We start from the raw sequence: 20,657 nt of genomic DNA on the forward strand, positions 1-20,657 counted from the left end.
CGCGACGCCGGTTCAGGCCGCGCCGTCGGCGGCCTTGTTCTCGCCGCGCCGGCGCAGCATCCGCATCCCCGGGATGCCGGCCACCGCGAGCTTCAGGTCCCGGGTCACCCCGAGCAGGTCGTGAATGTCCGGGCCGACCCGGTCCAGGGTGGCCAGGATCGGCAGTACGTCCGAGGTGAGGTGCTCGGTCAGCCTCGGCAGCTCGTCGATCAGGCGGATCGCCGCGTCCACCTCCTCGGGGGAGAGTTGCTCGACGAACCGGGCGGCCATCGGGGCGCCCTTGCGCAGCGTCGCCCCGTACGCGGTGAGCAGTTCGTCCGCGGTCAGGCTGAGCCCCTCGGCGCGGGCCATGGTGGCGCCCGCCCGGTCGACCAGGTCACCCGCGGTGCCGGTGATCCGTCGCGCGTCCTCGACCACGCCGCCGGCGGAGCCGGTGATCTGCCGCGCGCCGTCGACCACGTCGGCCGCCGTGGCGGTGACCCGGCCGGCGTCGTCGACCAGGTCGCCGGCGGTGCCGGTGATCCGCCCGGCCTCCGTCACCACGCCACCGGCGGTGGTGGCCACCCGTCCGGCCTCGACGATCAGCGCGTCGGCGTCGGCGGTGAGCCGGGTGACCTGGTCGATCGCGGCGGTGGCGGCCTTGCTGATCACGTCGATCTCGGTGACCGCCCGCTCGGCCTCGCCGACCACCCGGTCGGTGCGCTCCAAGGTCGCCTCGGCCCGGTCCACCACCGCGTTGATCCGCTTGACCAGCGCCTCGACGCTGTCCAGCACGGCGAACGCGCGGGCCGGCGCACCGGCGAACGTGGCGGCCTGGTCGACGGCCGCCCGGGTCAGGTCGAGGACCGCGGCGGGGCGCGGGAGGGGGATCGCCATGCCGCAATTGTGCGTCGGCCGCACCACCTCCGCCCGGAGCGCGTGTCTCTTTCGAGGGTTTTGCGCATTCCGAGCGTGTGCCGGGAGCAAGATCAGCGGGGGAGGGATGGATGGGATGGGCGACCAGGAGGATCCGGATTCCGGGGCGATGGCCTCCCGGGACGCCGAGGCACTGGCCCGGCAGGGCACTCCGGTGGGCGGGGGCGAGGCGATCGCCTCCGCCGAGACGGAGGCGGCCGAGACGCGCAGTGCCGACGCCCCGCTGGGGCGACCCGGCCGCCGGTTGGACCGCCGGTCGCCGTACCTGTTGGGGCTGCTCGGCGCGGCCGGCGTGGCCACCACCTACGCCCTGGTGGAGTTGCTGGTCGCGGCCCGCGGCGTGCTGATCCTGATCGCCGTGGCGCTGTTCCTGGCGATCGGCCTGGACCCGGCGGTACGCCTGTTGGAGCGCCGGATGCCCCGCTGGGCGGCCGTCACCGTGGTGGTCTGCTGCCTGCTGGCGGTGGTCGGCGGGTTCCTGGCCGTGGCGATCCCGGCCCTGATCAGCCAGGTCGGACAACTGACCCGGCAGCTGCCGCGCCTGCTCGCCGAGTTGCGCGACCACAGCACGCTGATCGGCCGGGCCAACGACCACTTCCACCTCCAGAAGCGGCTGGAGGAGGTGGCGACCGGCAACGACCGGCAGCTCGCCGGCGGGGTGGTCGTCGCGGGCCGGCTGGTGCTCGGCGCCACCACGGCCACCGTCACCGCCCTGGTGCTGACCATCTACTTCCTGGTGGACCTGCCCCGGATCCGACAGTTGATCTACCGGATGTTCCCGCACAGCCGCCGCCCGCGCGCGATCCTGCTCGGCGACGAGATGTTCGCCAAGATTGGCGGCTTCGTCCTGGGCAACCTCCTCACCTCACTGATCGCCGGGCTCGGCACCTTCCTCTGGTTGGTCATCTTCGGCGTGCCGTACCCGCTGCTGCTGGCGCTCATGGTGGCCCTGCTCGACCTGGTGCCGATCATCGGCTCGACGGTCGGCGGCATCGTGGTCACGCTTGTCGCGTTCTCGGTCTCGCTGCCGGTGGCGCTGGCCACGCTGGCCTACTACATCGTCTTTCGGCTCACCGAGGACTACCTGCTGGTGCCCAAGATCGTGGGCCGGGTGGTGCGGGTGCCGGCGACCCTCACCTTCGTGGCCGTCCTGATCGGCGGCGTGTCGCTGGGCATCGTCGGCGCGCTGATCGCCATCCCGGTCGCCGCGTCGATCCGCATCGTCCTGGAGGAGACCGTCTTCCCCCGTCTCGACCGCTCCTGACCGTCCGCCGGTCAGGCTGACGGCTCGGGTTGTCCGACACCCACCCGGCGCCACCGGTGACCGGCGTGATCGGTGAAGACCAGCTCGATGACGACCTGATCCTGCGGGGTCACCGCCGCCTGCTGCCCGAGCGTGACGAACAGCTCCCGGGTCTCGCGGCCGTTGATCCGACGCAGTTCCCCCCGCACGGCGGCCACCGGCAGCCGGAGCCACGTCCCGTCGTCGCCGGGCATCGGTGAGCATGTGGTGGGTGCTGCCGATTTCGGCGCCACAGCAAAAATGTAGTGGCTACTACGTTCTTCGTGTGACGCCGAAATCGCCAACCACCGCTTCCGGCCGGGACCGCCTGTCGCGACCGGGGCCTCCGGATGCCATCGGCGTTGGGGCCGCCGGCCGGGTTGGAGTCGGTGTCGGTCGGGCCGGGGTTGACCACGTTCACGGTGATCCCGCGCGGGCCCAGCTCGCGGCCGAGGCCCTTGGTCAGCCCGGTCAGCGCGGTCTTGCTCATCGAGTAGAGCGAGAAGCCGGGAAACACCGCCCGCTCGGCCATGTTGCTGCCGATGTTGACGATTCGGCCGCCGTCGGCCATGTGTCGGGCCGCCGCCTTCGACGCCACGAACGGCGCCCGAATGTTGACCGCCACGGTCCGGTCGAACTCCGCCGCGCCGAGATCCTCCACCGGCGCGACGATGAAGGCACCGGCGTTGTTGACCAGGATGTCGAGCCGTCCGAACCCGGCCGCCACCCGGTCCACCACGCCGGTGACCGCGTCGGCGTCGGCGCTGTCCACCCGTACCGCCAGGGCCCGCCGCCCGACGGCCTTGACCTGGTCGACCACCGGGTCCGGTCCACGCTCAGGATCCGCTCGATCAGTCGCCGCCCTGCTGTTCGACGGCCCGTTGCAGGGCACGGTAGATCTGACCGAAGCGATGGGCGTCCTCGGTACGCAGCAGCATCAGCTCCTGGCCGTTGTGCTGCACCCAGAGCTCCTGCACCGCCGAACCCCGACTGTAGGAGCGGTCCAGCCAACCCAGCGGCAGCTCCATGAACGGCGTCAGGGCCAGCGCGGCCGCGAGGCAGACGGCGAGGATGGCGATCGCCAGCCCCCACCTGCCGCGGGCCTGCGCCGAGTAGGCCAGCGCCACCACGCAGACCAGCGCCACCAGAGGTGGAAGTGACAACAGCACGATCAGTACGCCCCGGGTGAAGATCCGGGACCGGACCCGGGCCGTACCCCGGCCCCGATCGTGCCAGACGAAGGTGATGTCGGCGATCCGAACGGTCATCCCGTTCGCGTGGATGGACTCGGAGGTCACCTGCGCCGACGTGTCGCGGTAATAGACCGTCACCTCTCCAGGAAAGCGGACGTGTCAACACCCACCGGATCGGGCCGACTACCCGCCGCTGCCGATGGCGCGCCGGGTCAGCGCCGGCTCGGGGCGAGACCGGCCTGCTCGACGGCGCGTTGCACGGCCCGGTAGATCTGGCCGAACCGCAGCGCGTCCCGGGTGTGCAGCAGCAGCACCCGCCGTCCCCGCACCTCGGCCCAGAGCCGCAACTCACGCGCGCCACGGGCGTACGACCGGTCCATCTGTTCCAGCAGCACGTCGGCCAGCGGTCCGGCGGTGAGGCCGACCAGGCAGGAGACGCCGACCAGGGCGACCGTGACGGTCAGCGAGGCGTGCAGGCCGAGCGCGATCAGCAGGCCCGCCACCGCCGCGACGACCGGTCCGGCCATGGCCGCGCCGAGCGCGCCGCGCCGGGCGGTCACCCGCCACGACCGGCGACCCCGCTCGTGCCAGACCCGGGTCAGGTCGCGCACCGGCACGGTCCGCCCGCCGACGCGTACCGCGTCCGAGGTGACCTGGACCGACCGGTCGTCGTAGTAGGTGATCATCGCCCCGATCCGTATCGACGCCTGTACCACACCCTACGTACCCAACGAGGGCCGCCGTAATGTGGGCACGCGACGTCGAGGTCGAGGTGAGAGTGAGGGGCTCGTGGGAGATTTCGTCCGGGTGGAGAGCAAGGACGGTATCGGGACGATCCGGCTGGAGCGCCCGCCGATGAACGCCCTGAACACCCAGGTGCAGGAGGAGTTGCGGGCCGCGGCGGCCGCCTGCGCCGCCGACGCGGACGTCCGCGCGGTGATCGTGTACGGCGGGGAGAAGGTCTTCGCGGCCGGCGCCGACATCAAGGAGATGGCCGACATGTCGTACGTGGACATGTCCGATCGCGCGGCCGACCTGTCCAGCGCGCTGGGTGCCATCGCCCGGATCCCCAAGCCGGTGGTCGCCGCCATCACCGGCTACGCCCTGGGCGGCGGCTGCGAGTTGGCGCTGGCCTGCGACTGGCGGGTGGTGGCCGAGGACGCCAAGCTGGGCCAGCCGGAGATCAAGCTCGGCATCATCCCCGGCGCCGGCGGCACCCAGCGGCTGGCCCGGCTGGTCGGACCGGCCCGCGCCAAGGACCTGATCATGTCGGGCCGGATGGTTGACGCCCAGGAGGCGCTGGCGATCGGCCTGGCCGACCGGGTGGTGCCGGCGGCGGAGGTCTACGCCGCGGCGATGGAACTCGTCCGGCCGTTCCTGACCGGTCCGGCGCAGGCGCTCCGGGCGGCCAAGCTGGCCGTCGACGGTGGCCTGGAGATGGACCTCGCCTCCGGCCTGGCCTGGGAGAGCCAGCTGTTCGCGGCGCTGTTCGCCACCGACGACCGGCGCGAGGGCATGGCGGCGTTCGTCGAGAAGCGCAAGCCGAACTTCACCGGCCGTTGACACCGGGGCTGGGGCGCGGCCCGGAGGTGACCGGCCGGTAACGTGCATCCCATCGGGCTGACGACGGGAGCGGTTATGGCGGAGCAGATCGAGGGTCACGGCGGCGAGTTGGTCCTCGCGGCACTGAGGTCGTACGGGGTGGCCGAGATGTTCACCCTGTCCGGCGGCCACGTCTTCCCGCTGTACGACGCCGCGCACCGGACCGGCTTCCCGATCTACGACGTGCGGCACGAGCAGTCGGCGGTGTTCGCGGCCGAGGCGGTCGCCAAGTTGCAGCGCCGGCCCGGCCTGGCCGTCCTCACCGCCGGTCCCGGGGTCACCAACGGGATCTCCGGGCTGACCAGCGCCTACTTCAACGCCTCGCCGGTGCTGGTGCTGGGCGGCAGGGCGCCGGCCTTCCGGTGGGGCGCCGGCAGCCTGCAGGAGGTCGACCACCTGCCGCTGGTCCGCCCGGTGACCAAGCACGCCGCCACGGTCGGCTCCGGCGACGAGATCCCGGGCGCGGTGCAGCAGGCCCTGGCCGCCGCGCTGACCCCGCACCGGGGGCCCGCCTTCCTGGACTTCCCGCTGGAGGTCATCTTCTCGGTCTCCGACGCCACCGTGCCGGACCGGCCGGCCCTCGCGCCGATCGAGCCGGACCCGGAGGAGGTGACCCGGGCCGCCCGGCTGATCGCCGGCGCGCAACGACCGGTGATCATCGCCGGCTCGGACGTCTGGACCGGCGACGCCGTCAACGCCCTGCGGGAGGCCGCGGAGGCGCTACGGGTGCCGGTCTTCACCAACGGCATGGGTCGTGGCGCGCTACCGCCGGAGCATCCGCTCGCCTTCGCCAAGGCCCGCCGGCACGCGCTCTCCGGCGCGGACGTGGTGGTCGTCATCGGCACCCCGCTGGACTTCCGGCTCGGCTTCGGGGACTTCGGCGACGCCCAGGTGGTGCACGTGGTGGACGCGCCGAGCCAGCGGGCCACGCACGTCCAGCCCGCCGTCAGCCCGACCGGTGACCTGCGACTGATCCTCTCCGCCCTGGCCGACCACGGCGGTGACCGGGAGGACCACGCCGGCTGGGTGGCCGACCTGCGGGCCGCCGAGGACGCGGCGAAGGCCCGCGACGCCGAGGCGATGGCCGCCGACACCGACCCGATCCGGCCGGCCCGGGTCTACGGCGAGCTCCGGCAGGTGCTCGCCCCGGACGCGGTGACCATCGGGGACGGCGGTGACTTCGTCTCGTACGCCGGGCGCTACCTGGAGCCGGCGATGCCCGGCACCTGGCTCGACCCCGGCCCGTACGGCTGCCTGGGCACCGGGATGGGCTATGCCATGGGGGCTCGGGTCAGCTACCCGGACCGGCAGGTCTGCGTGCTGATGGGCGACGGCGCGGCCGGTTTCTCGCTGATGGACGTCGAGTCGCTGGTCCGGCAGAAACTGCCGGTGGTCATCGTGGTCGGCAACAACGGCATCTGGGGTCTGGAGAAGCACCCGATGCGGGCCATGTACGGCTACGACGTGGCCGCCGACCTGCAGCCCGAACTGCGCTACGACGACGTGGTCACGGCGCTCGGCGGGGCCGGCGAGACCGTCGCGAAGGCGGCCGACCTGGGCCCGGCCCTGCGCCGGGCGTTCGACGCGGGCGTGCCGTACCTGGTGAACGTGCTCACCGACCCGGCCGACGCGTACCCCCGGTCCTCGAACCTGGCCTGACCGGCTCCCGCGCCGTGGCGTCCGGCCCGTCGGACGCCGCGGTCAGGGTTCCGGGGCGGTGGTCCGTCGGCGGGTCGCGGCCAACAGCGGTAACAGCAGGATGCCGATCACCATCGGCACGGCCATGTACCGGGCGGCCTGGGCGGCGTTGAGCACCAGCGTCGACACCTGGACGCCGAGGCTGAGAGTGCCCAGCGCGAGCAGGGCGCGTTCCCGCCGGCGCCACGCCGCGAGCCCCAGCACCAGGTAGCTCAGGTACGCCCAGGTGGCGCCCCGCCACAGCAGCCACTCCGGGGCGGCGGTCGCCTTGTTGAGCCGGTCGGCGACCGACCGCACCTGCCGGTTCAGCGGCCGCGGGCGGACCGTGGCGGCGAACGGGCTCCGCGCGAACGCGGGGTCCCGCGCGACGTAGGTGCGTACGGCCCGCCAGCCGGGGTTGCGACTGAGCCTTCCGGTCGAAATGGGCTGCCAGGCAATGGCGCCCCGACAGAGCCGCATCCCGACCACCGTGCCGGGGGACCGGGTCGCCAGGTGTGTCCAGGCCGCCAGCAGTTGGTTCCGCTGGTCGTAGGCGGCCTGCCGGTCGAAGGACGGGTTCCAGACGGTGGGGTCGACGGCCCGGCAGTCGCCGGAGGTCCGCCACAGCTCCAGCGGTGCCACCTTGGCCATCGCCGCGGTGTCGGCGGCGGGGAACGAACCGGGGTCCCGGCCGTAGCCGACGGCCAGGTCGGCGAAGAACGACTCGAAGGCGACGATCGAGCTGCTGTGCCGCACCCCCAGGGCCGGCAGCAGCAGCCAGTTCGTCAGCAGCGCGATCGCGACGGCGGTCGCCCCGGCGACGACGACCCGCCGGACGGCACCGCGCAGCAGCAGCGCGCAGAGCGGAATCGTGATCAGTACGGCCGCGAACCCGTTCTGCCGGAACAGGCAGACCAGGGCCAGTTCGACAAGCATCGCGACGAACAGCCCGCGGCTGAACGCCCGGGCCCCACCGGTCTGCCGGTCCGCCCCGCTGTCGGGCCGGTCCGCCCCGGCGCGGTGCCGGGCGACGACCCGGGCCAGCGTGCCGAGCAGGAAGACGCACGAGATGGTGAACGCGACGTCCTTCCACACGCACACCACGAACGTGCCGGTGGGTGGCAGCACCGCGACGACGACCGCCGCCGTCGCCCAGAGCCAGGCCGGGCCGCCGAGCCGGCGCAACCCGGTTGCCGCGTACGCCAGGCCGGCCGCCATCGCCACCGTCTGCGCCCCGGTCAGCGCGCCGAGCCCGCCGGTCAGCTGCAACGACAGCCAGACCAGGGCGGTGTAGGAGATCGGGTGGTGGGTGTTCCAGTTACCGGTGGTCGACTGCCAGATGTAGTTCAGCGAGTCCGGGCTGACCAGACCCGGACGATAGGCGATCCACCAGAAGATCAGGCCGAGTTGGGCCGTTCCGTAGGTGACCAGCGCCAGCACCGGCAACCGACGGCGTACCCGGACCGTGGCCGGCGGCTCCGGGTCGGCGGTGGCGGGGTCGGCGGTGGCCGGTTCGGCGGTGGTGGAGGCAGTCCGGTCGGACCCCGATCCCGGTGGCATGCAGTTCCTTCTGTTCCGGACGGGTGGCCGGCGGATGTCGACCGTGGCCCGGAAACGGCGGGCGACACCGCCGGAACCCGAGGCGGCAAGGGCCGCCGAATCCTAACCGCTCGTCGCCACGCCGGTGGGCCCGTGCTGTGTGACCAGCCAGTCAGAGTGGGCGGGTCACGACTCCGGCCGGTCCTCCCGGGGCGAGGGTTCGCCGTCGCCCGGAACCGGTCCGGTGTCCCGGCGGCGCAGGTCGTCCTCGCGGCGGCGCAGGTCGGCCTCCCAGCGGGCGAACATCTCCTGATCGGACCGGGACCGCTCGCCCAGCGTACGGAGGAACTCCGGATCGTCGTCCGGCGCGACCTGCCGGCGCGGCCGTTCCGCCTCGGGGAAGCCGCCACCCGGCCGCCACCGCCGCCGGTCGACGGGCGCGGTGGCCGGCCGGCCGGCCACGAACCAGGCGATCGAGCCGACCAGCGGGAAGAACAGGATGATCAGCACCCAGACGAGGCGCGGCAACGCCCGGATCTCGTCCTCCTCGGTGGACAGGCAGCTGATCAGAGCGCAGATGGCGAGAACGATCTCGACCAGGAAGAGAAGCACGTAGAGGCGGGCCATCCGCTCATCATGACCCATCGGGTCGACCGTGCCCATCGCCTCTTCCGCCCGCATCCCGGCACCGGCAGCGGTCGACCGCGGCCGGGTCGCGGCCGGTCCGGCACCGGCCGGCCCGGGGGTCAGCGGACGAGGACCAGCAGCGCGCCGAGCGCGGCGTAGCCGGTCACGGCCAGCGCGGCCAGCGGCGCCAGCCGGCCGGCGCCGCCCGACGACGGCGAACCGGCGTACCGGCGGAAGGTCAGCACCACCACCGCCACCCAGCCGACCAGCGCGACCGCCGCGGCCAACGCGCCCGGCGGGCCTGCCGGCAGGGCCAGCCGGACGGTGAGCACGACGACCACGGTGAACCCGAGGACGGTGCGCCGCCAGGCGAGCCGGGTCCGTTGCCGGGCCAGCCCGGGATCGTCGCTCACCGTTGCCCCACGGCCCGCAGCAGCACGGCGACCACCAGCAGCAGGGCGCCGAGCCCGACGGTCAGCGACAGGACGGCGGGGAACCGGGAGACCGGCAGTTCCCGGCGCAGCCGGATGGCCCGTTCGGTGCGGGCCCAGTGGTCCACCGCGCGGACCGCCACCGCCCCGCCGAGCAGCAGCAGCGCGATCGCCAGCGCCTCGCGCAGGTGCGGCACGGGCAGCGGCGGCAGGAACTGGACCACCGCCAGGCCGCCGCCGACCAGCGCCAGCCCGGTGCGCAGCCAGGCCAGGAAGGTGCGCTCGTTGGCCAGCGAGAACCGGTAGTCCGGCTGGTCGCCGACCTCCCGCAGATCCCGCGGGTGGAACCACTGCCTGATCGCACCGCGCATGGACATGATCACGATTATCCGGTGGACGGCCGGCATAGCCTGGGCGGGTGACGGATCTCGACCCGAAAACTCTGCTCGCCGCCTACGACAACCAGTTGCGGCCGGACCTGCCCAACCCGGTGCCGCCGGGGGTGACCCTGGAGGAGGACGGTCCGCTGACCCGGGTGCACGGCCTGGGCCGGGGCGGCTTCCTGGCGTACCGGGATCTCGCCGGCCTGACCGGCGACCGGCTGGACGCGCTGATCCACCGGCAGCGGGACCACTTCGCCGCGCTGGGCGAGCCGGTGGAGTGGAAGACCTACGGCCACGACGAACCGGCCGACCTGCCGGACCGGCTGCGGGCCGCCGGGTTCGAGCCGGAGGATCGGGAGACCGTCCTGGTCGGCCCGGTCGCGTCGCTGGCGGCCACCCTCCCGGTCCCGCCCGACGGGGTACGCCTGCGCGAGGTCACCGACCGCGCCGACCTGGACCGGATCGTGGTGCTGGAGTCGGCAGTGTGGAACGACGACCGCGGTCATCTGGCCGACATGCTGGAGCGGGAGTTGTCCATGGGTCCCGAGGCCATCACCGTGCTGGTGGCCGAGGAGGAGGCCACCGGTCGGGTGGTCAGCTCCGGCTGGGTGCGGTACATCGCCGGGACCCGGTTCGCCTCCCTGTGGGGCGGTTCGACGTTGCCGGACTGGCGGCGCCGGGGCATCTACCGGGCGCTGGTCACCTACCGGGCCCGCCTCGCCGACGCCCGGGGGTACGCGTTTCTGCAGGTCGACGCCTCGGAGGACAGCCGTCCGATCCTGGAGCGACTCGGCCTCGTACCGGTCACCACCACGACCCCGTACGTCTACACTCCGTAACCGTGGCTGTCACGCTTACCGACGACGAGCGGATGACCCTGCGGACGGCCGCGTTCGGGGCGGTCTTCCTGGTCTCCGACGCCGACCCGGGGCCGATCTCGATGATCAAGGAGAGTTTCGCCGCGTCGGACACCATCAACGACTCGTCCGGTCTGGTCAAGGACGTCCTGACCACCGGGCCGCTGCCGCGGCTGCCGGACGATCGGGTGGCGGTGGAGGAGGTCGTCCTGCCGGCGTTGCGCCGCTCGGTGGAGATCCTCGAGGTGCGGGCGCCGGACGAGGTGGGCCGCTACCGGGCCACCGTGGTTGCCGCGGTCCGGCAGGTGGCGGAGGCGACCCGCGGGGTCAACGAGGCCGAGTCGACCGTCGTGGTGAAGGTGATGGGTGCCCTGGGGGCGTTGGGCTGACCGGGCCGTCGCCGAGCCACAGCGCCCGTACCGTCGCCCGTACGCAGGTCTCCCGCAGCCGGCCGCAGGAGCACCGGTGTCCGTCCTGGAGGAGTCGCCGGCCGCAGGTGGCGAAGCGGACCGGCGGCGACGGGGTGGCTTGTGCGGACATTTCGGGCACCTTCCTTTTGTCGGCATCCTACCGTCGAAATGGTCGTCCGCGGTGAGCTGTGTCACTCTGGGTGTCCGATGGTGGAAAGCTACCAGTGGGTAACATTGCTCGTGGGAAACCGCACAACAGCCCGCGGTTGACCAAGCGTTTCCGGACGCGAAAGGCTGCGCCAGCAGAACTACGCGCCGTGCCGGCAGAGGCAGCCCGCGTGGCGACCTCGCCGGGCCGGCCGACAGGCACACCAACAGGAGGGTCGTCGAAGCACGATGAACATCGTCGTACTCGTCAAGCAGGTGCCCGACTCGGGCGCGGACCGCAACCTGCGCAGTGACGACAACACCGTCGACCGCGGGTCGGCAACCAACGTCATCAACGAGATGGACGAGTACGCCATCGAGGAGGCGTTGCGGATCAAGGAGGCGCACGGCGGCGAGGTGACCATCCTGACGATGGGACCGGACAAGGCCACCGAGTCGATCCGCAAGGCCCTGTCGATGGGGCCGGACAAGGCCGTCCACGTGCTCGACGACGCGCTGCACGGTTCCTGCGCGGTGGCCACCTCCAAGGTGCTCGCCGCCGCCCTCGGCCGGCTGAACGCCGACCTGGTGATCTGCGGCGCGGAGTCCACCGACGGCCGGGTGCAGGTCATGCCGCACATGCTCGCCGAGCGGCTCGGCGTCGCCGCGCTCACCGGCGCCCGCAAGGTGGTGGTCGACGGGTCCACCCTGACCGTCGAGCGGCAGACCGAGGAGGGCTACGAGACGGTCAGCGCCGCGACCCCGGCCGTCGTCTCGGTCTGGGACACCATCAACGAGCCGCGCTACCCCTCCTTCAAGGGCATCATGGCGGCCAAGAAGAAGCCGGTCGAGACGTTGTCCCTGGCCGACCTCGGCGTCGCGCCGACGGAGGTCGGGTTCGACGGCGCCACCAGTGCGGTCGTCGAGCACAGCAAGCGGCCGCCGCGCTCCGGCGGCGAGAAGATCACCGACGAGGGCGAGGGCGGCGTGCGGCTGGTCGAGTTCCTCGCGTCCGAGAAGTTCGTCTGAGGGGGGCCGGTCCATGTCTGAGGTTCTGGTAGTCGTCGAGGCCACCCGGGAATTCGGCGTCAAGAAGGTCACCCTCGAACTGCTCACCCTGGCCCGCCAGCTGGGCACCCCGGCCGCGGTGGTGCTCGGCGGCAGCGGTGCCGCCGCCGCGCTCACCGACAAGCTCGGCGAGTACGGCGCCGAGAAGATCTACGCCGCCGAGGGCGACGAGATCGACGGGTACCTGGTGGCGCCCAAGGCGACCGTGCTGGCCGACCTGGTCAGGCGGGTGCAGCCGGCGGCCGTCCTGCTCGCCTCCAGCCAGGAGGGCAAGGAGATCGCGGCCCGGCTCGCGGTCAAGCTGGACAACGGCATCCTCACCGACGTGGTCGGGCTGGACGCCGACGGCACCGCCACCCAGGTGGCCTTCGCCGGCTCGACCATCGTGAAGTCCAAGGTGACCCGCGGCCTGCCGCTGGTGACCCTGCGTCCCAACTCGGTGCCGCCGACCCCGGCCGCCGCCACCCCGAGCGTCGAGCAGCTCGACGTCCAGCTCGGCGACGCGGACAAGCTGGCCACGGTGGTGGAGCGGGTCGCCGAGCAGAAGGGCTCCCGGCCCGAGCTGACCGAGGCGTCGATCGTCGTCTCCGGCGGTCGCGGCGTCGGCAACGCCGACAACTTCAAGCTCGTCGAGGAGATCGCCGACCTGCTCGGCGGCGCCGTCGGGGCGTCCCGGGCCGCGGTCGACTCCGGCTTCTACCCGCACCAGTTCCAGGTCGGGCAGACCGGCAAGACCGTCTCCCCGCAGCTGTACGTGGCGCTGGGCATCTCCGGCGCGATCCAGCACCGGGCCGGCATGCAGACCTCGAAGACCATCGTCGCGGTGAACAAGGACGCCGAGGCGCCGATCTTCGAACTGGCCGACTACGGCGTGGTGGGTGACCTGTTCAAGGTCGTACCGCAGGCCGCCGAGGAGATCCGCAAGCGCAAGTGAGGTGGGTGGCGGGGTGGGCCGCCGTACCCGGCGCGGACCGTCAGGCTTGATGTCCGCGCCGGGCCCGGCGGCCCACCCCTCGCGCGTCGCCCACCGTCGGGGCAGTGTGCGGTCAGGGTGGCATCCGGGCGGCGATAGGCTGGGTCGTGATGACCTACTTGGATCACGCGGCGACCACGCCGATGCTCGACGAGGCGCTGGAGGCGTACGTCGCCACCGCCCGTGAGGTCGGCAACGCCTCGTCGCTGCACGCCGCCGGTCGGGGCGCCCGCCGCCGGATCGAGGAGTCGCGGGAGCGGATCGCCGCCGCGCTGGGTGCCCGGCCGTCCGAGGTGATCTTCACGGGCGGCGGTACCGAGAGCGACAACCTGGCGGTGAAGGGCATCTTCTGGGCGCGCCGGTCGGCCACACCGGGCCGGACCCGGGTGGTGGCCAGTTCCGTCGAGCACCACGCGGTGCTGGACACAGTCGAGTGGCTGCGCCGGCACGAGGACGCCTCGGTCGGTCTGCTCCCGGTCGACTCCGTCGGTCGGCTCGACCCGGCCACGCTGGCGGCCGAACTCGACGCGCACGGCGACCGGGTCGCCGTGGTCAGTGCCATGTGGGCCAACAACGAGGTCGGCACGGTGCAACCGGTCGCCGAGCTGGCCGCCCTGGCCGCCCGGCACGGCATCCCGTTCCACACCGACGCCGTCCAGGCGGTCGGGCAGGTCCCGGTCGACTTCGCGGCCAGCGGTGCCGCCGCGCTCACCGTGACCGGGCACAAGCTCGGCGGCCCGATCGGGGTGGGCGCGCTGCTGCTCGGCCGGGACGTGCCGTGCACCCCGCTGCTGCACGGCGGCGGCCAGGAGCGGGACGTCCGCTCCGGCACCCTGGACACCCCCGGCGTCGTCGCGTTCGCCGTCGCGGTCGAGACCGCGGTGAAGAACCAGCAGGCGTACGCGGCCCGGGTCGGCGCGCTGCGCGACGACCTGGTGGCCCGGATCCGGCAGGCGGTGCCGGACGCGATCTTCAACGGCGACCCGGAGCACCGGCTGCCCGGCAACGCGCACTTCTCCTTCCCCGGCTGCGAGGGCGACGCGTTGCTGCTGCTGCTCGACGCCCAGGGCATCGCCTGCTCGACCGGGTCCGCCTGCTCGGCCGGGGTGGCCCAGCCGTCCCACGTACTGCTCGGGATGGGTGCCGACGACGACCGGGCACGCTCCTCGCTGCGCTTCGCCCTGGGCCACACCTCGACCGCCGCGGACGTGGACGCGCTGGTCGCCGCGCTGCCGGCGGCCGTCGACCGGGCCCGCCGCGCCGGCTCCCTCGGCTCCGCCCGCCCATGATCCGGGAGAGTCCTGCTCGCTCTGACGAGCCGAACTCTTCCGGATCATGATTGGCCCGGCCCGGCGCGGGTGTCGTCATCCGGGGCGGTCGGCCGTCGGAGAGGTGAACCTGCGCACCCGTACGGGCGGTAAGGAGCGGCGCGCCGGGCCGGGCTACGCTCGATGGCGTGAAGGAGGTGTCCCGGTGAGGGTGTTGGCGGCGATGTCCGGTGGGGTCGACTCGGCGGTGGCCGCCGCGCGGGCGGTGGCGGCCGGGCACGACGTGACCGGCGTGCACCTGGCGCTGGCCCGCAACCCGCAGACCTACCGCACCGGGGCCCGTGGCTGCTGCACGCTGGAGGACTCCCGGGACGCCCGGCGGGCCGCGGACGTGCTCGGCATCCCGTTCTACGTCTGGGACATGGCCGACCGGTTCCACGCCGACGTGGTGGACGACTTCGTCGCCGAGTACGCGGCGGGGCGCACCCCGAACCCGTGCCTGCGCTGCAACGAGAAGATCAAGTTCGCGGCGGTGCTGGACCGGGCGGTGGCGCTCGGCTTCGACGCCGTGGTCACCGGTCACCACGCCCGGCTGGGCGCCGACGGGCTGCTGCGGCGCAGCGTCGACGCGGCCAAGGACCAGTCGTATGTGCTGGCGGTGCTGACCCGCGAGCAACTCGACCGGTCGATGTTCCCGCTCGGCGACTCGACCAAGGCGCAGGTCCGCGCCGAGGCCGCCGAGCGTGGCCTGGCGGTGGCCGACAAGCCGGACTCGCACGACATCTGCTTCATCGCCGACGGGGACACCCGTGGCTTCCTCGCCGACCGCCTCGGATCCGCCCCCGGCGACATCGTCGACGCGGGGACCGGCGCGGTGCTGGGCGGCCACGACGGCGCGTACGCCTACACCGTGGGCCAGCGACGCGGCCTGCGGTTGGAGACCCCGGCCCCGGACGGCCGGCCGCGCTACGTGTTGTCCATCACTCCGAAGACCAACACCGTGACGGTCGGCCCGGCCGAGGCGCTGGACGTGTCCGAAGTGAACGCCGAGCGCCCGGTCTGGACCGGTGGTCCGGTGCCGACCGGACCGGTCGACTGCCAGGTGCAGCTGCGCGCGCACGGCGGCGTGGTGCCGGCGACGGTGCGCCTGGACGGCGGCACGCTCCGGGCCGAGCTGCACTCGCCGGCCCGCGGGGTGGCCGCCGGTCAGGCGATCGTGGCCTACCGTCCCGACCCGGCCGGCGACGTCGTCCTCGGCTCCGCCACCATCCGCTGACCGCGGCCCGCCCCCGCATCCGCGTCCGCCCGGTGGCTCCGGGTCGGTGGGCCCGGCCGGGGCGGTGCGTAGAGTGATCGGACGTGACCCAACCAACCTGGCCGTGGCCGGCCGGCGCGGCGACCGGGGTCGGGTCGATGCCCGGCACCGACGTCGCCGAGGCCCAGCGGATCGTGCTCGGTGAGCTGCCGGACCTGCCGCACCTGCCCGAGTTGCCCGCCCGTGGACCGGGGGCCGACCTGATCGGCCGGACCGCCGGGCTGCTGGTGGACCTGCCGGTCGAGCTGCACGCGGCCCGCTGGCGGATCGCCGGCCGTCCCGGCCGGGACCTGCGTCGCGCGCACGACCTGATGGAACGCGACCTGGACCAGCTCACCGAGCAGGCCGACGGGCTCGCCGGTCCGGTCAAGATCTCGGCGGCCGGCCCGTTCACCCTGGCCGCCGCGCTGGACCGGCCGATCGGCGGCCGGATGCTGCGGGACCCGGGAGCCGTGCGCGACCTGACCGGCTCGTTGGCCGAGGGGCTGCGCGAGCACGTCGCCACGGTGCGCCGCCGGCTGCCCGGGGCCACCGTGCTGCTCCAACTGGACGAGCCGTCACTGCCGACCGTGCTGGCCGGACGGGTGCCGACCGAGAGCGGGCTCGGCGCGTACCGGCCGGTGGAGCAGAACGTGGCCGTCGACGCGCTGCGTTCGGTGCTGACCGCTGTCGGGGCGCCCGTCGTGCTGCACTGCTGCGCGCCGGACGTACCGGTGGGGTTGTTCCGCGCGGCCGGCGCGGCCGCGGTGGGGTTGGACCTGGACCTGTTGGGCCGCGACCTGGACCCGCTCGGCGAGGCGCTCGACGCGGGTCTCGGCCTGCTGGCCGGCGCCGCGCCGGCGACCGCGCCGCCGGCCGGTCGCGCGCCGTCCTCCGCCCAGGTCGCCGACCGGGTACGCCAGCTCTGGCACCGCCTCGGCTTCCCGCCCGCCCGGCTCGCCACGCAGGTGGTGGTGACCCCGACCTGCGGCCTGGCCGGCGCCACCCCCGAGTACGCCCGCGCGGTCCTCACCGCCTGCCGGGACGCCGGCCGGCGGCTGGCCGAGGCCTGACCCGGGTTTCCTGTCGCACCCGCCGGGCACTATCACCGGCATGATCGGAAAACTGCGCAGCGTCGTCATCGACTGTCCCGATCCGCGCTCGCTCGCCGCCTTCTACAGCGAGTTGCTCGGCATCCCGGTCACGTACGACGACGAGGACGAGTGGGTGGTGGTCGGCGGTCCGGGACACGACGTCCGGCTCGCCTTCCAGCAGGCGCCGGGCCTGCGGGAGCCGCGCTGGCCGGATCCGGAGCGGCCGCAGCAGTTCCACCTCGACGTCACCGTCGACGACGTCGACGCGGCCGAGCGGCGGGTGCTCGAACTCGGTGCCACCCGGTTGCCCGGCGGCCAGGAGGGCGGCGACGACCGGTTCCGGGTCTACGCCGACCCGGCGGGTCACCCGTTCTGCCTCTGCTGGGAGTGACCGGTCCGCGGTCCGCCGGGAGCGACCGGCCGGCCGTGGTCCGCCCGGCCCGTGGTCCGCCCGGCCCGTGGTCCGCCCGGTCCGGCCGGCCGCGGGGCGGCGACGGGCCGGTCCGGCCGGGGTGGCGGGGTGGCCGGTCTTTCGTGGATCATGGCGGGATGACCGGGAAGCGGGCGTCGGGATCACTGTTCGGGCTGGCCTACGGCGACGCGCTCGGCAAACCGACCGAGTTCCTGTCGGTGGCCCAGATCGTCGACCGGTACGGTCCGGCCGGCCCGCGCGATCTGACCGGCGATCCGGCCATGGTCACCGACGACACCCAGATGGGCCTGGCGGTGGGCTGGGCGCTGCGCGAGGCCCCGGCCGCCGCCCCGGACGCACTGGAGCCGGTGCTGCGTCGGCGGTTCCTCGACTGGGCGAACAGCCCCGACAACAACCGGGCGCCCGGGATGACCTGCCTGCGGGCCTGCGGAAAACTGGCCGACGGCGGACCGTGGCAGCGGGCCACCGAGGGCCGGTCCAAGGGCTGCGGGGCCAACATGCGGGTCACCCCGGTCGGCCTGATGCCCGGCTACGACCTGGACACCCTGGCCGGGGTGGCCCAGTTGCAGGCCGGCCTGACCCACGGTCACCCGACCGCCCTGGCGGCCAGCGAGCTGACCGCGTACGCCGTGCGCATGCTGCGCGACGGCGCGGCGGTGGGCGACCTGCCCGGCCTGCTGCGGCTGCGGGCGGCCGAGCAGCGCACCACCTACCGGGCCGACTGGCTCGGTGACCTGTGGCGGTGGGCGGAGGGCGCGGATCCGGTCGGTTTCATCGCCACCGGCTGGGACGAGTGCCTCGGCGCGCTCGACCGGCTGGCGGCGGCGTTGACCGACCCGGACGACGGCGACGACCCGTGCCTGCGTACCGGTGACGGCTGGATCGCCGAGGAGGCGCTGGCCACGGCGGTGTACTGCGCGGTGCGGCACCGGGACGACCCGGTCGCCGCGCTGGCCCGGGCCGCCACCACCCGGGGCGACTCCGACTCGATTGCCTGCCTCACCGGCGCCTTCCTGGGCGCCGCCCACGGCATGGCGGCCTGGCCGGCGGGTTGGGCCGCCCGAATCGAGTACGCCGACCAGCTCACCGCCCTCGGCGCCGGCTGGGACTGAGCCGCCCCCGATGTCGTACCGGCGGGATAACGTGCACCGGTAGCGTGCACCGGGGAGGTCGCCAGCCATGTCCGAGGAAGCCATTCCGCAGCAGGTCAGCGCCGCGCAGGAGGCGGCGGCCGGTGCCGAGCCGACGGCCGCCGCCCGGGAGCGGCACGCCACCCTGAGTGCCGACCTGACCGACCACCAGTACCGCTACTACGTGCTGGACTCGCCGGTCATCTCGGACGCCGAGTTCGACACGTTGCTGCGGGAGCTGGCCGCGCTGGAGGAGGAGTTCCCCTCCCTGCGCACCCCGGAGTCGCCCACCCAGCGGGTCGGTGGCACCTTCTCCACGCTGTTCACCCCGGTCGAGCACGCCGAGCGGATGATGTCGCTGGACAACGCCTTCGACCCGGACGAGCTGGCCGCCTGGGCCGAGCGGGTGGAGCGGGACGCCGGCGGCCCGGTGCCGTACCTGTGCGAGCTGAAGGTCGACGGGCTGGCGATCAACCTGACCTACGAGAAGGGCCGGCTGGTCCGGGCGGCGACCCGGGGCGACGGGCGCACCGGCGAGGACGTCACCGCCAACGTCCGCACCATCCGCACCATCCCCGAGCGGCTGACCGGCGGCAAGGGTGCGCCCAAGGTGCCAGAGCTGCTGGAGGTGCGCGGCGAGATCTACTTCCCGGTGTCCGACTTCGCCGGGCTGAACGCGTCCCTGGTCGAGCAGGGCAAGGCGCCGTTCGCCAATCCGCGCAACGCCGCCGCCGGCAGCCTGCGGCAGAAGGATCCCCGGATCACCGCGAGCCGCCCGTTGCGGATGGTGGTGCACGGCATCGGCGCCCGCAGGGGCTACCGCCCAACGGCCCAGTCCGAGTCGTACGCGGCGTTGCGGGCCTGGGGGCTGCCGACCAGCGACCGCTGGCGGGTGGTGCCCGACCTGGCCGGCGTCCGGGACTACATCGACCACTACGCCGCGCACCGGCACGACGTCGAGCACGAGATCGACGGGGTGGTGGTCAAGGTCGACCCGGTGGCCATCCAGGGCCGGCTCGGCTCGACCAGCCGGGCACCCCGGTGGGCGATCGCCTTCAAATATCCCCCTGAAGAGGTGACCACCAAGCTGATCGACGTCGACGTGAACGTGGGGCGGACCGGCCGGGTCACCCCGTTCGCCGTGCTCGAACCGGTGAAGGTCGCCGGTTCGACGGTCGCCTTCGCCACCCTGCACAACGCCCGCGAGGTGGAACGCAAGGGCGTGCTGATCGGCGACACGGTCACCATCCGCAAGGCCGGCGACGTGATCCCGGAGGTGCTCGGCCCGGTCGTCGACCTGCGCCCGGCCGACGCCCGGCCGTTCCGGATGCCGGACCGCTGCCCGGCCTGCGGCACCGCGTTGGCGCCCGCCAAGGAGGGCGACGTCGACATCCGGTGTCCCAACTCCCGGACCTGCCCGGCGCAGTTGCGCGAGCGGGTGTTCCACCTGGCCGGACGCGGTGCGCTGGACATCGAGGTGCTCGGCTACAAGGCGGCCGGCGCGCTGCTCGACTCGAAGGCGATCACCGACGAGGGCGACCTGTTCGACCTGGACGCCGAGCGGCTGGCCGCGGTGCCGTTCTTCGTCAACAAGGACGGCAGCCTGGGCAGCAACGCGGTCAAGCTGCTGGAGAATCTGGACGAGGTGAAACAGCGGCCGCTCTGGCGGGTGCTGGTCGCGCTGTCGATCCGGCACGTCGGGCCGACCGCGGCGCAGGCGTTGGCCCGACACTTCGGGTCGATGCCGGCCATCGAGGCCGCCGGGGAGGAGGAACTCTCCTCGGTGGACGGGGTCGGGCCGACCATCGCGGTGAGCCTGCGCGAGTGGTTCGCCGTCGACTGGCACCGCGACGTGGTGCGCAAGTGGACCAAGGCCGGGGTACGGATGGCCGAGGAGCGCCGGGACGAGGGCCCGCGCCCGCTGGAGGGGCTGACCGTGGTGGTGACCGGCACGCTGTCCGGCTACACCCGGGACGAGGCGGCGGAGGCGATCCAGTCGCTCGGCGGCAAGGTCTCCGGCTCGGTGTCGAAGAAGACCGGCTTCGTCGTGGTGGGGGAGAATCCGGGTTCCAAGGCCGACAAGGCGGCCACGCTGAAGGTGCCGACGCTGGACGAGGCGGGCTTCGGGGTGCTGCTCTCGGCCGGCCCGGACGCCGCCCGCGAGGTGGCGCAGCGTAGCGAAGAATGAGGCGACGGTAACTCTCCGTATCGTCCGGTGTCGGAGCGAGATGTGCCGTATTCCAAGTTAGTCACGACTGACCGTTTCCCGGCTGTCGGGCTCCTGAGCAGGGACTATTCGGGCGTTTGATGGATGCAGGCGCCTGCGGGAGGTAG

General features: G+C 73.4%; 20 protein-coding genes and 1 pseudogene. 13 read left to right on the forward strand and 8 right to left on the reverse strand.

Annotation, left to right across the window (positions count from 1 at the left end):
• Positions 1-12: 12 nt before the first annotated feature.
• A complete protein-coding gene (locus tag ACFOX0_RS03225; protein WP_377541945.1) occupies positions 13-876 on the reverse strand; it encodes a hypothetical protein in 864 nt (287 codons plus the stop codon).
• 115 nt (positions 877-991) lie between these two features.
• On the opposite strand from ACFOX0_RS03225, the gene ACFOX0_RS03230 reads away from it, so the two are divergent.
• Entirely contained in the window at positions 992-2,179 is a 1,188-nt protein-coding gene (locus tag ACFOX0_RS03230) for an AI-2E family transporter (protein WP_377541946.1), read from the forward strand.
• A gap of 373 nt (positions 2,180-2,552) precedes the next feature.
• Here the strand turns inward: ACFOX0_RS03230 and ACFOX0_RS03235 are convergent.
• The 3 genes and pseudogenes from ACFOX0_RS03235 to ACFOX0_RS03245 form a co-directional block, all read right to left on the reverse strand.
• Positions 2,553-3,059, reverse strand: a pseudogene (locus ACFOX0_RS03235) (SDR family NAD(P)-dependent oxidoreductase); the annotation flags it as partial.
• Positions 3,049-3,528, reverse strand: a complete 480-nt coding sequence (locus ACFOX0_RS03240) for a DUF6232 family protein (protein WP_377541948.1) — start codon at positions 3,526-3,528, stop codon at positions 3,049-3,051. The pseudogene ACFOX0_RS03235 and the gene ACFOX0_RS03240, both read right to left, overlap by 11 nt.
• A gap of 74 nt (positions 3,529-3,602) precedes the next feature.
• Complete coding sequence (locus ACFOX0_RS03245) at positions 3,603-4,076, reverse strand: DUF6232 family protein (protein WP_377541949.1); 474 nt, start codon at positions 4,074-4,076, stop codon at positions 3,603-3,605.
• Between the two features lie 103 nt (positions 4,077-4,179).
• Here ACFOX0_RS03245 and ACFOX0_RS03250 point away from each other — a divergent pair, with 103 nt between their 5' ends.
• The gene (locus ACFOX0_RS03250; protein ID WP_377541950.1) at positions 4,180-4,953 is read left to right on the forward strand and encodes an enoyl-CoA hydratase/isomerase family protein; all 774 of its coding nucleotides are present in this window, start codon (positions 4,180-4,182) and stop codon (positions 4,951-4,953) included.
• 75 nt (positions 4,954-5,028) lie between these two features.
• Positions 5,029-6,651, forward strand: coding sequence for an acetolactate synthase (locus ACFOX0_RS03255; protein ID WP_377541951.1), 1,623 nt, complete (start codon positions 5,029-5,031; stop codon positions 6,649-6,651).
• Positions 6,652-6,693: 42 nt separating this feature from the next.
• Here ACFOX0_RS03255 and ACFOX0_RS03260 read toward each other — a convergent pair whose 3' ends face one another.
• The 4 genes from ACFOX0_RS03260 to ACFOX0_RS03275 all read right to left on the reverse strand — a co-directional run bounded on the left by ACFOX0_RS03260 (position 6,694) and on the right by ACFOX0_RS03275 (position 9,637).
• Positions 6,694-8,229, reverse strand: a complete 1,536-nt coding sequence (locus ACFOX0_RS03260) for a hypothetical protein (protein WP_377541953.1) — start codon at positions 8,227-8,229, stop codon at positions 6,694-6,696.
• Positions 8,230-8,394: 165 nt separating this feature from the next.
• Positions 8,395-8,835, reverse strand: a complete 441-nt coding sequence (locus ACFOX0_RS03265) for a PLD nuclease N-terminal domain-containing protein (RefSeq protein WP_377542505.1) — start codon at positions 8,833-8,835, stop codon at positions 8,395-8,397.
• 119 nt (positions 8,836-8,954) lie between these two features.
• Positions 8,955-9,248 (reverse strand): DUF202 domain-containing protein, encoded by a 294-nt coding sequence (locus ACFOX0_RS03270; protein WP_377541955.1) that lies wholly within the window; start codon positions 9,246-9,248, stop codon positions 8,955-8,957.
• Positions 9,245-9,637 carry a YidH family protein gene (locus ACFOX0_RS03275; protein ID WP_377542506.1) on the reverse strand — a complete coding sequence of 131 codons (393 nt, stop codon included), beginning with the start codon at positions 9,635-9,637 and terminating at the stop codon, positions 9,245-9,247. The genes ACFOX0_RS03270 and ACFOX0_RS03275 overlap by 4 nt, the downstream gene beginning before the upstream one ends.
• A 47-nt stretch (positions 9,638-9,684) precedes the next feature.
• Here ACFOX0_RS03275 and ACFOX0_RS03280 point away from each other — a divergent pair, with 47 nt between their 5' ends.
• The 10 genes from ACFOX0_RS03280 to ligA all read left to right on the forward strand — a co-directional run bounded on the left by ACFOX0_RS03280 (position 9,685) and on the right by ligA (position 20,511).
• The gene (locus ACFOX0_RS03280) at positions 9,685-10,488 is read left to right on the forward strand and encodes a GNAT family N-acetyltransferase (RefSeq protein ID WP_377541956.1); all 804 of its coding nucleotides are present in this window, start codon (positions 9,685-9,687) and stop codon (positions 10,486-10,488) included.
• A gap of 32 nt (positions 10,489-10,520) precedes the next feature.
• Positions 10,521-10,895, forward strand: coding sequence for a hypothetical protein (locus tag ACFOX0_RS03285; protein WP_377542507.1), 375 nt, complete (start codon positions 10,521-10,523; stop codon positions 10,893-10,895).
• Positions 10,896-11,312: 417 nt separating this feature from the next.
• Positions 11,313-12,092 carry an electron transfer flavoprotein subunit beta/FixA family protein gene (locus ACFOX0_RS03290; protein ID WP_377541957.1) on the forward strand — a complete coding sequence of 260 codons (780 nt, stop codon included), beginning with the start codon at positions 11,313-11,315 and terminating at the stop codon, positions 12,090-12,092.
• Positions 12,093-12,105: 13 nt separating this feature from the next.
• Positions 12,106-13,065 carry an electron transfer flavoprotein subunit alpha/FixB family protein gene (locus tag ACFOX0_RS03295; protein ID WP_377541958.1) on the forward strand — a complete coding sequence of 320 codons (960 nt, stop codon included), beginning with the start codon at positions 12,106-12,108 and terminating at the stop codon, positions 13,063-13,065.
• A gap of 149 nt (positions 13,066-13,214) precedes the next feature.
• Positions 13,215-14,393, forward strand: a complete 1,179-nt coding sequence (locus tag ACFOX0_RS03300) for a cysteine desulfurase family protein (protein WP_377541959.1) — start codon at positions 13,215-13,217, stop codon at positions 14,391-14,393.
• A gap of 184 nt (positions 14,394-14,577) precedes the next feature.
• Positions 14,578-15,648, forward strand: coding sequence for a tRNA 2-thiouridine(34) synthase MnmA (mnmA, locus tag ACFOX0_RS03305; RefSeq protein ID WP_377541961.1), 1,071 nt, complete (start codon positions 14,578-14,580; stop codon positions 15,646-15,648).
• Between the two features lie 83 nt (positions 15,649-15,731).
• Positions 15,732-16,739 carry a methionine synthase gene (locus ACFOX0_RS03310; protein WP_377541962.1) on the forward strand — a complete coding sequence of 336 codons (1,008 nt, stop codon included), beginning with the start codon at positions 15,732-15,734 and terminating at the stop codon, positions 16,737-16,739.
• 40 nt (positions 16,740-16,779) lie between these two features.
• Positions 16,780-17,151: a VOC family protein gene (locus tag ACFOX0_RS03315; protein WP_377541963.1), complete on the forward strand. Its 372-nt coding sequence runs from the start codon at positions 16,780-16,782 to the stop codon at positions 17,149-17,151.
• A 158-nt stretch (positions 17,152-17,309) separates the two neighbouring features.
• Positions 17,310-18,305, forward strand: coding sequence for an ADP-ribosylglycohydrolase family protein (locus tag ACFOX0_RS03320; RefSeq protein ID WP_377541964.1), 996 nt, complete (start codon positions 17,310-17,312; stop codon positions 18,303-18,305).
• A gap of 67 nt (positions 18,306-18,372) precedes the next feature.
• Positions 18,373-20,511, forward strand: coding sequence for an NAD-dependent DNA ligase LigA (gene ligA, locus ACFOX0_RS03325; protein ID WP_377541965.1), 2,139 nt, complete (start codon positions 18,373-18,375; stop codon positions 20,509-20,511).
• Positions 20,512-20,657: the final 146 nt, after the last annotated feature.

Source organism: Micromonospora zhanjiangensis (assembly GCF_042650605.1).
Classification (GTDB): domain Bacteria; phylum Actinomycetota; class Actinomycetes; order Mycobacteriales; family Micromonosporaceae; genus Micromonospora_J; species Micromonospora_J zhanjiangensis.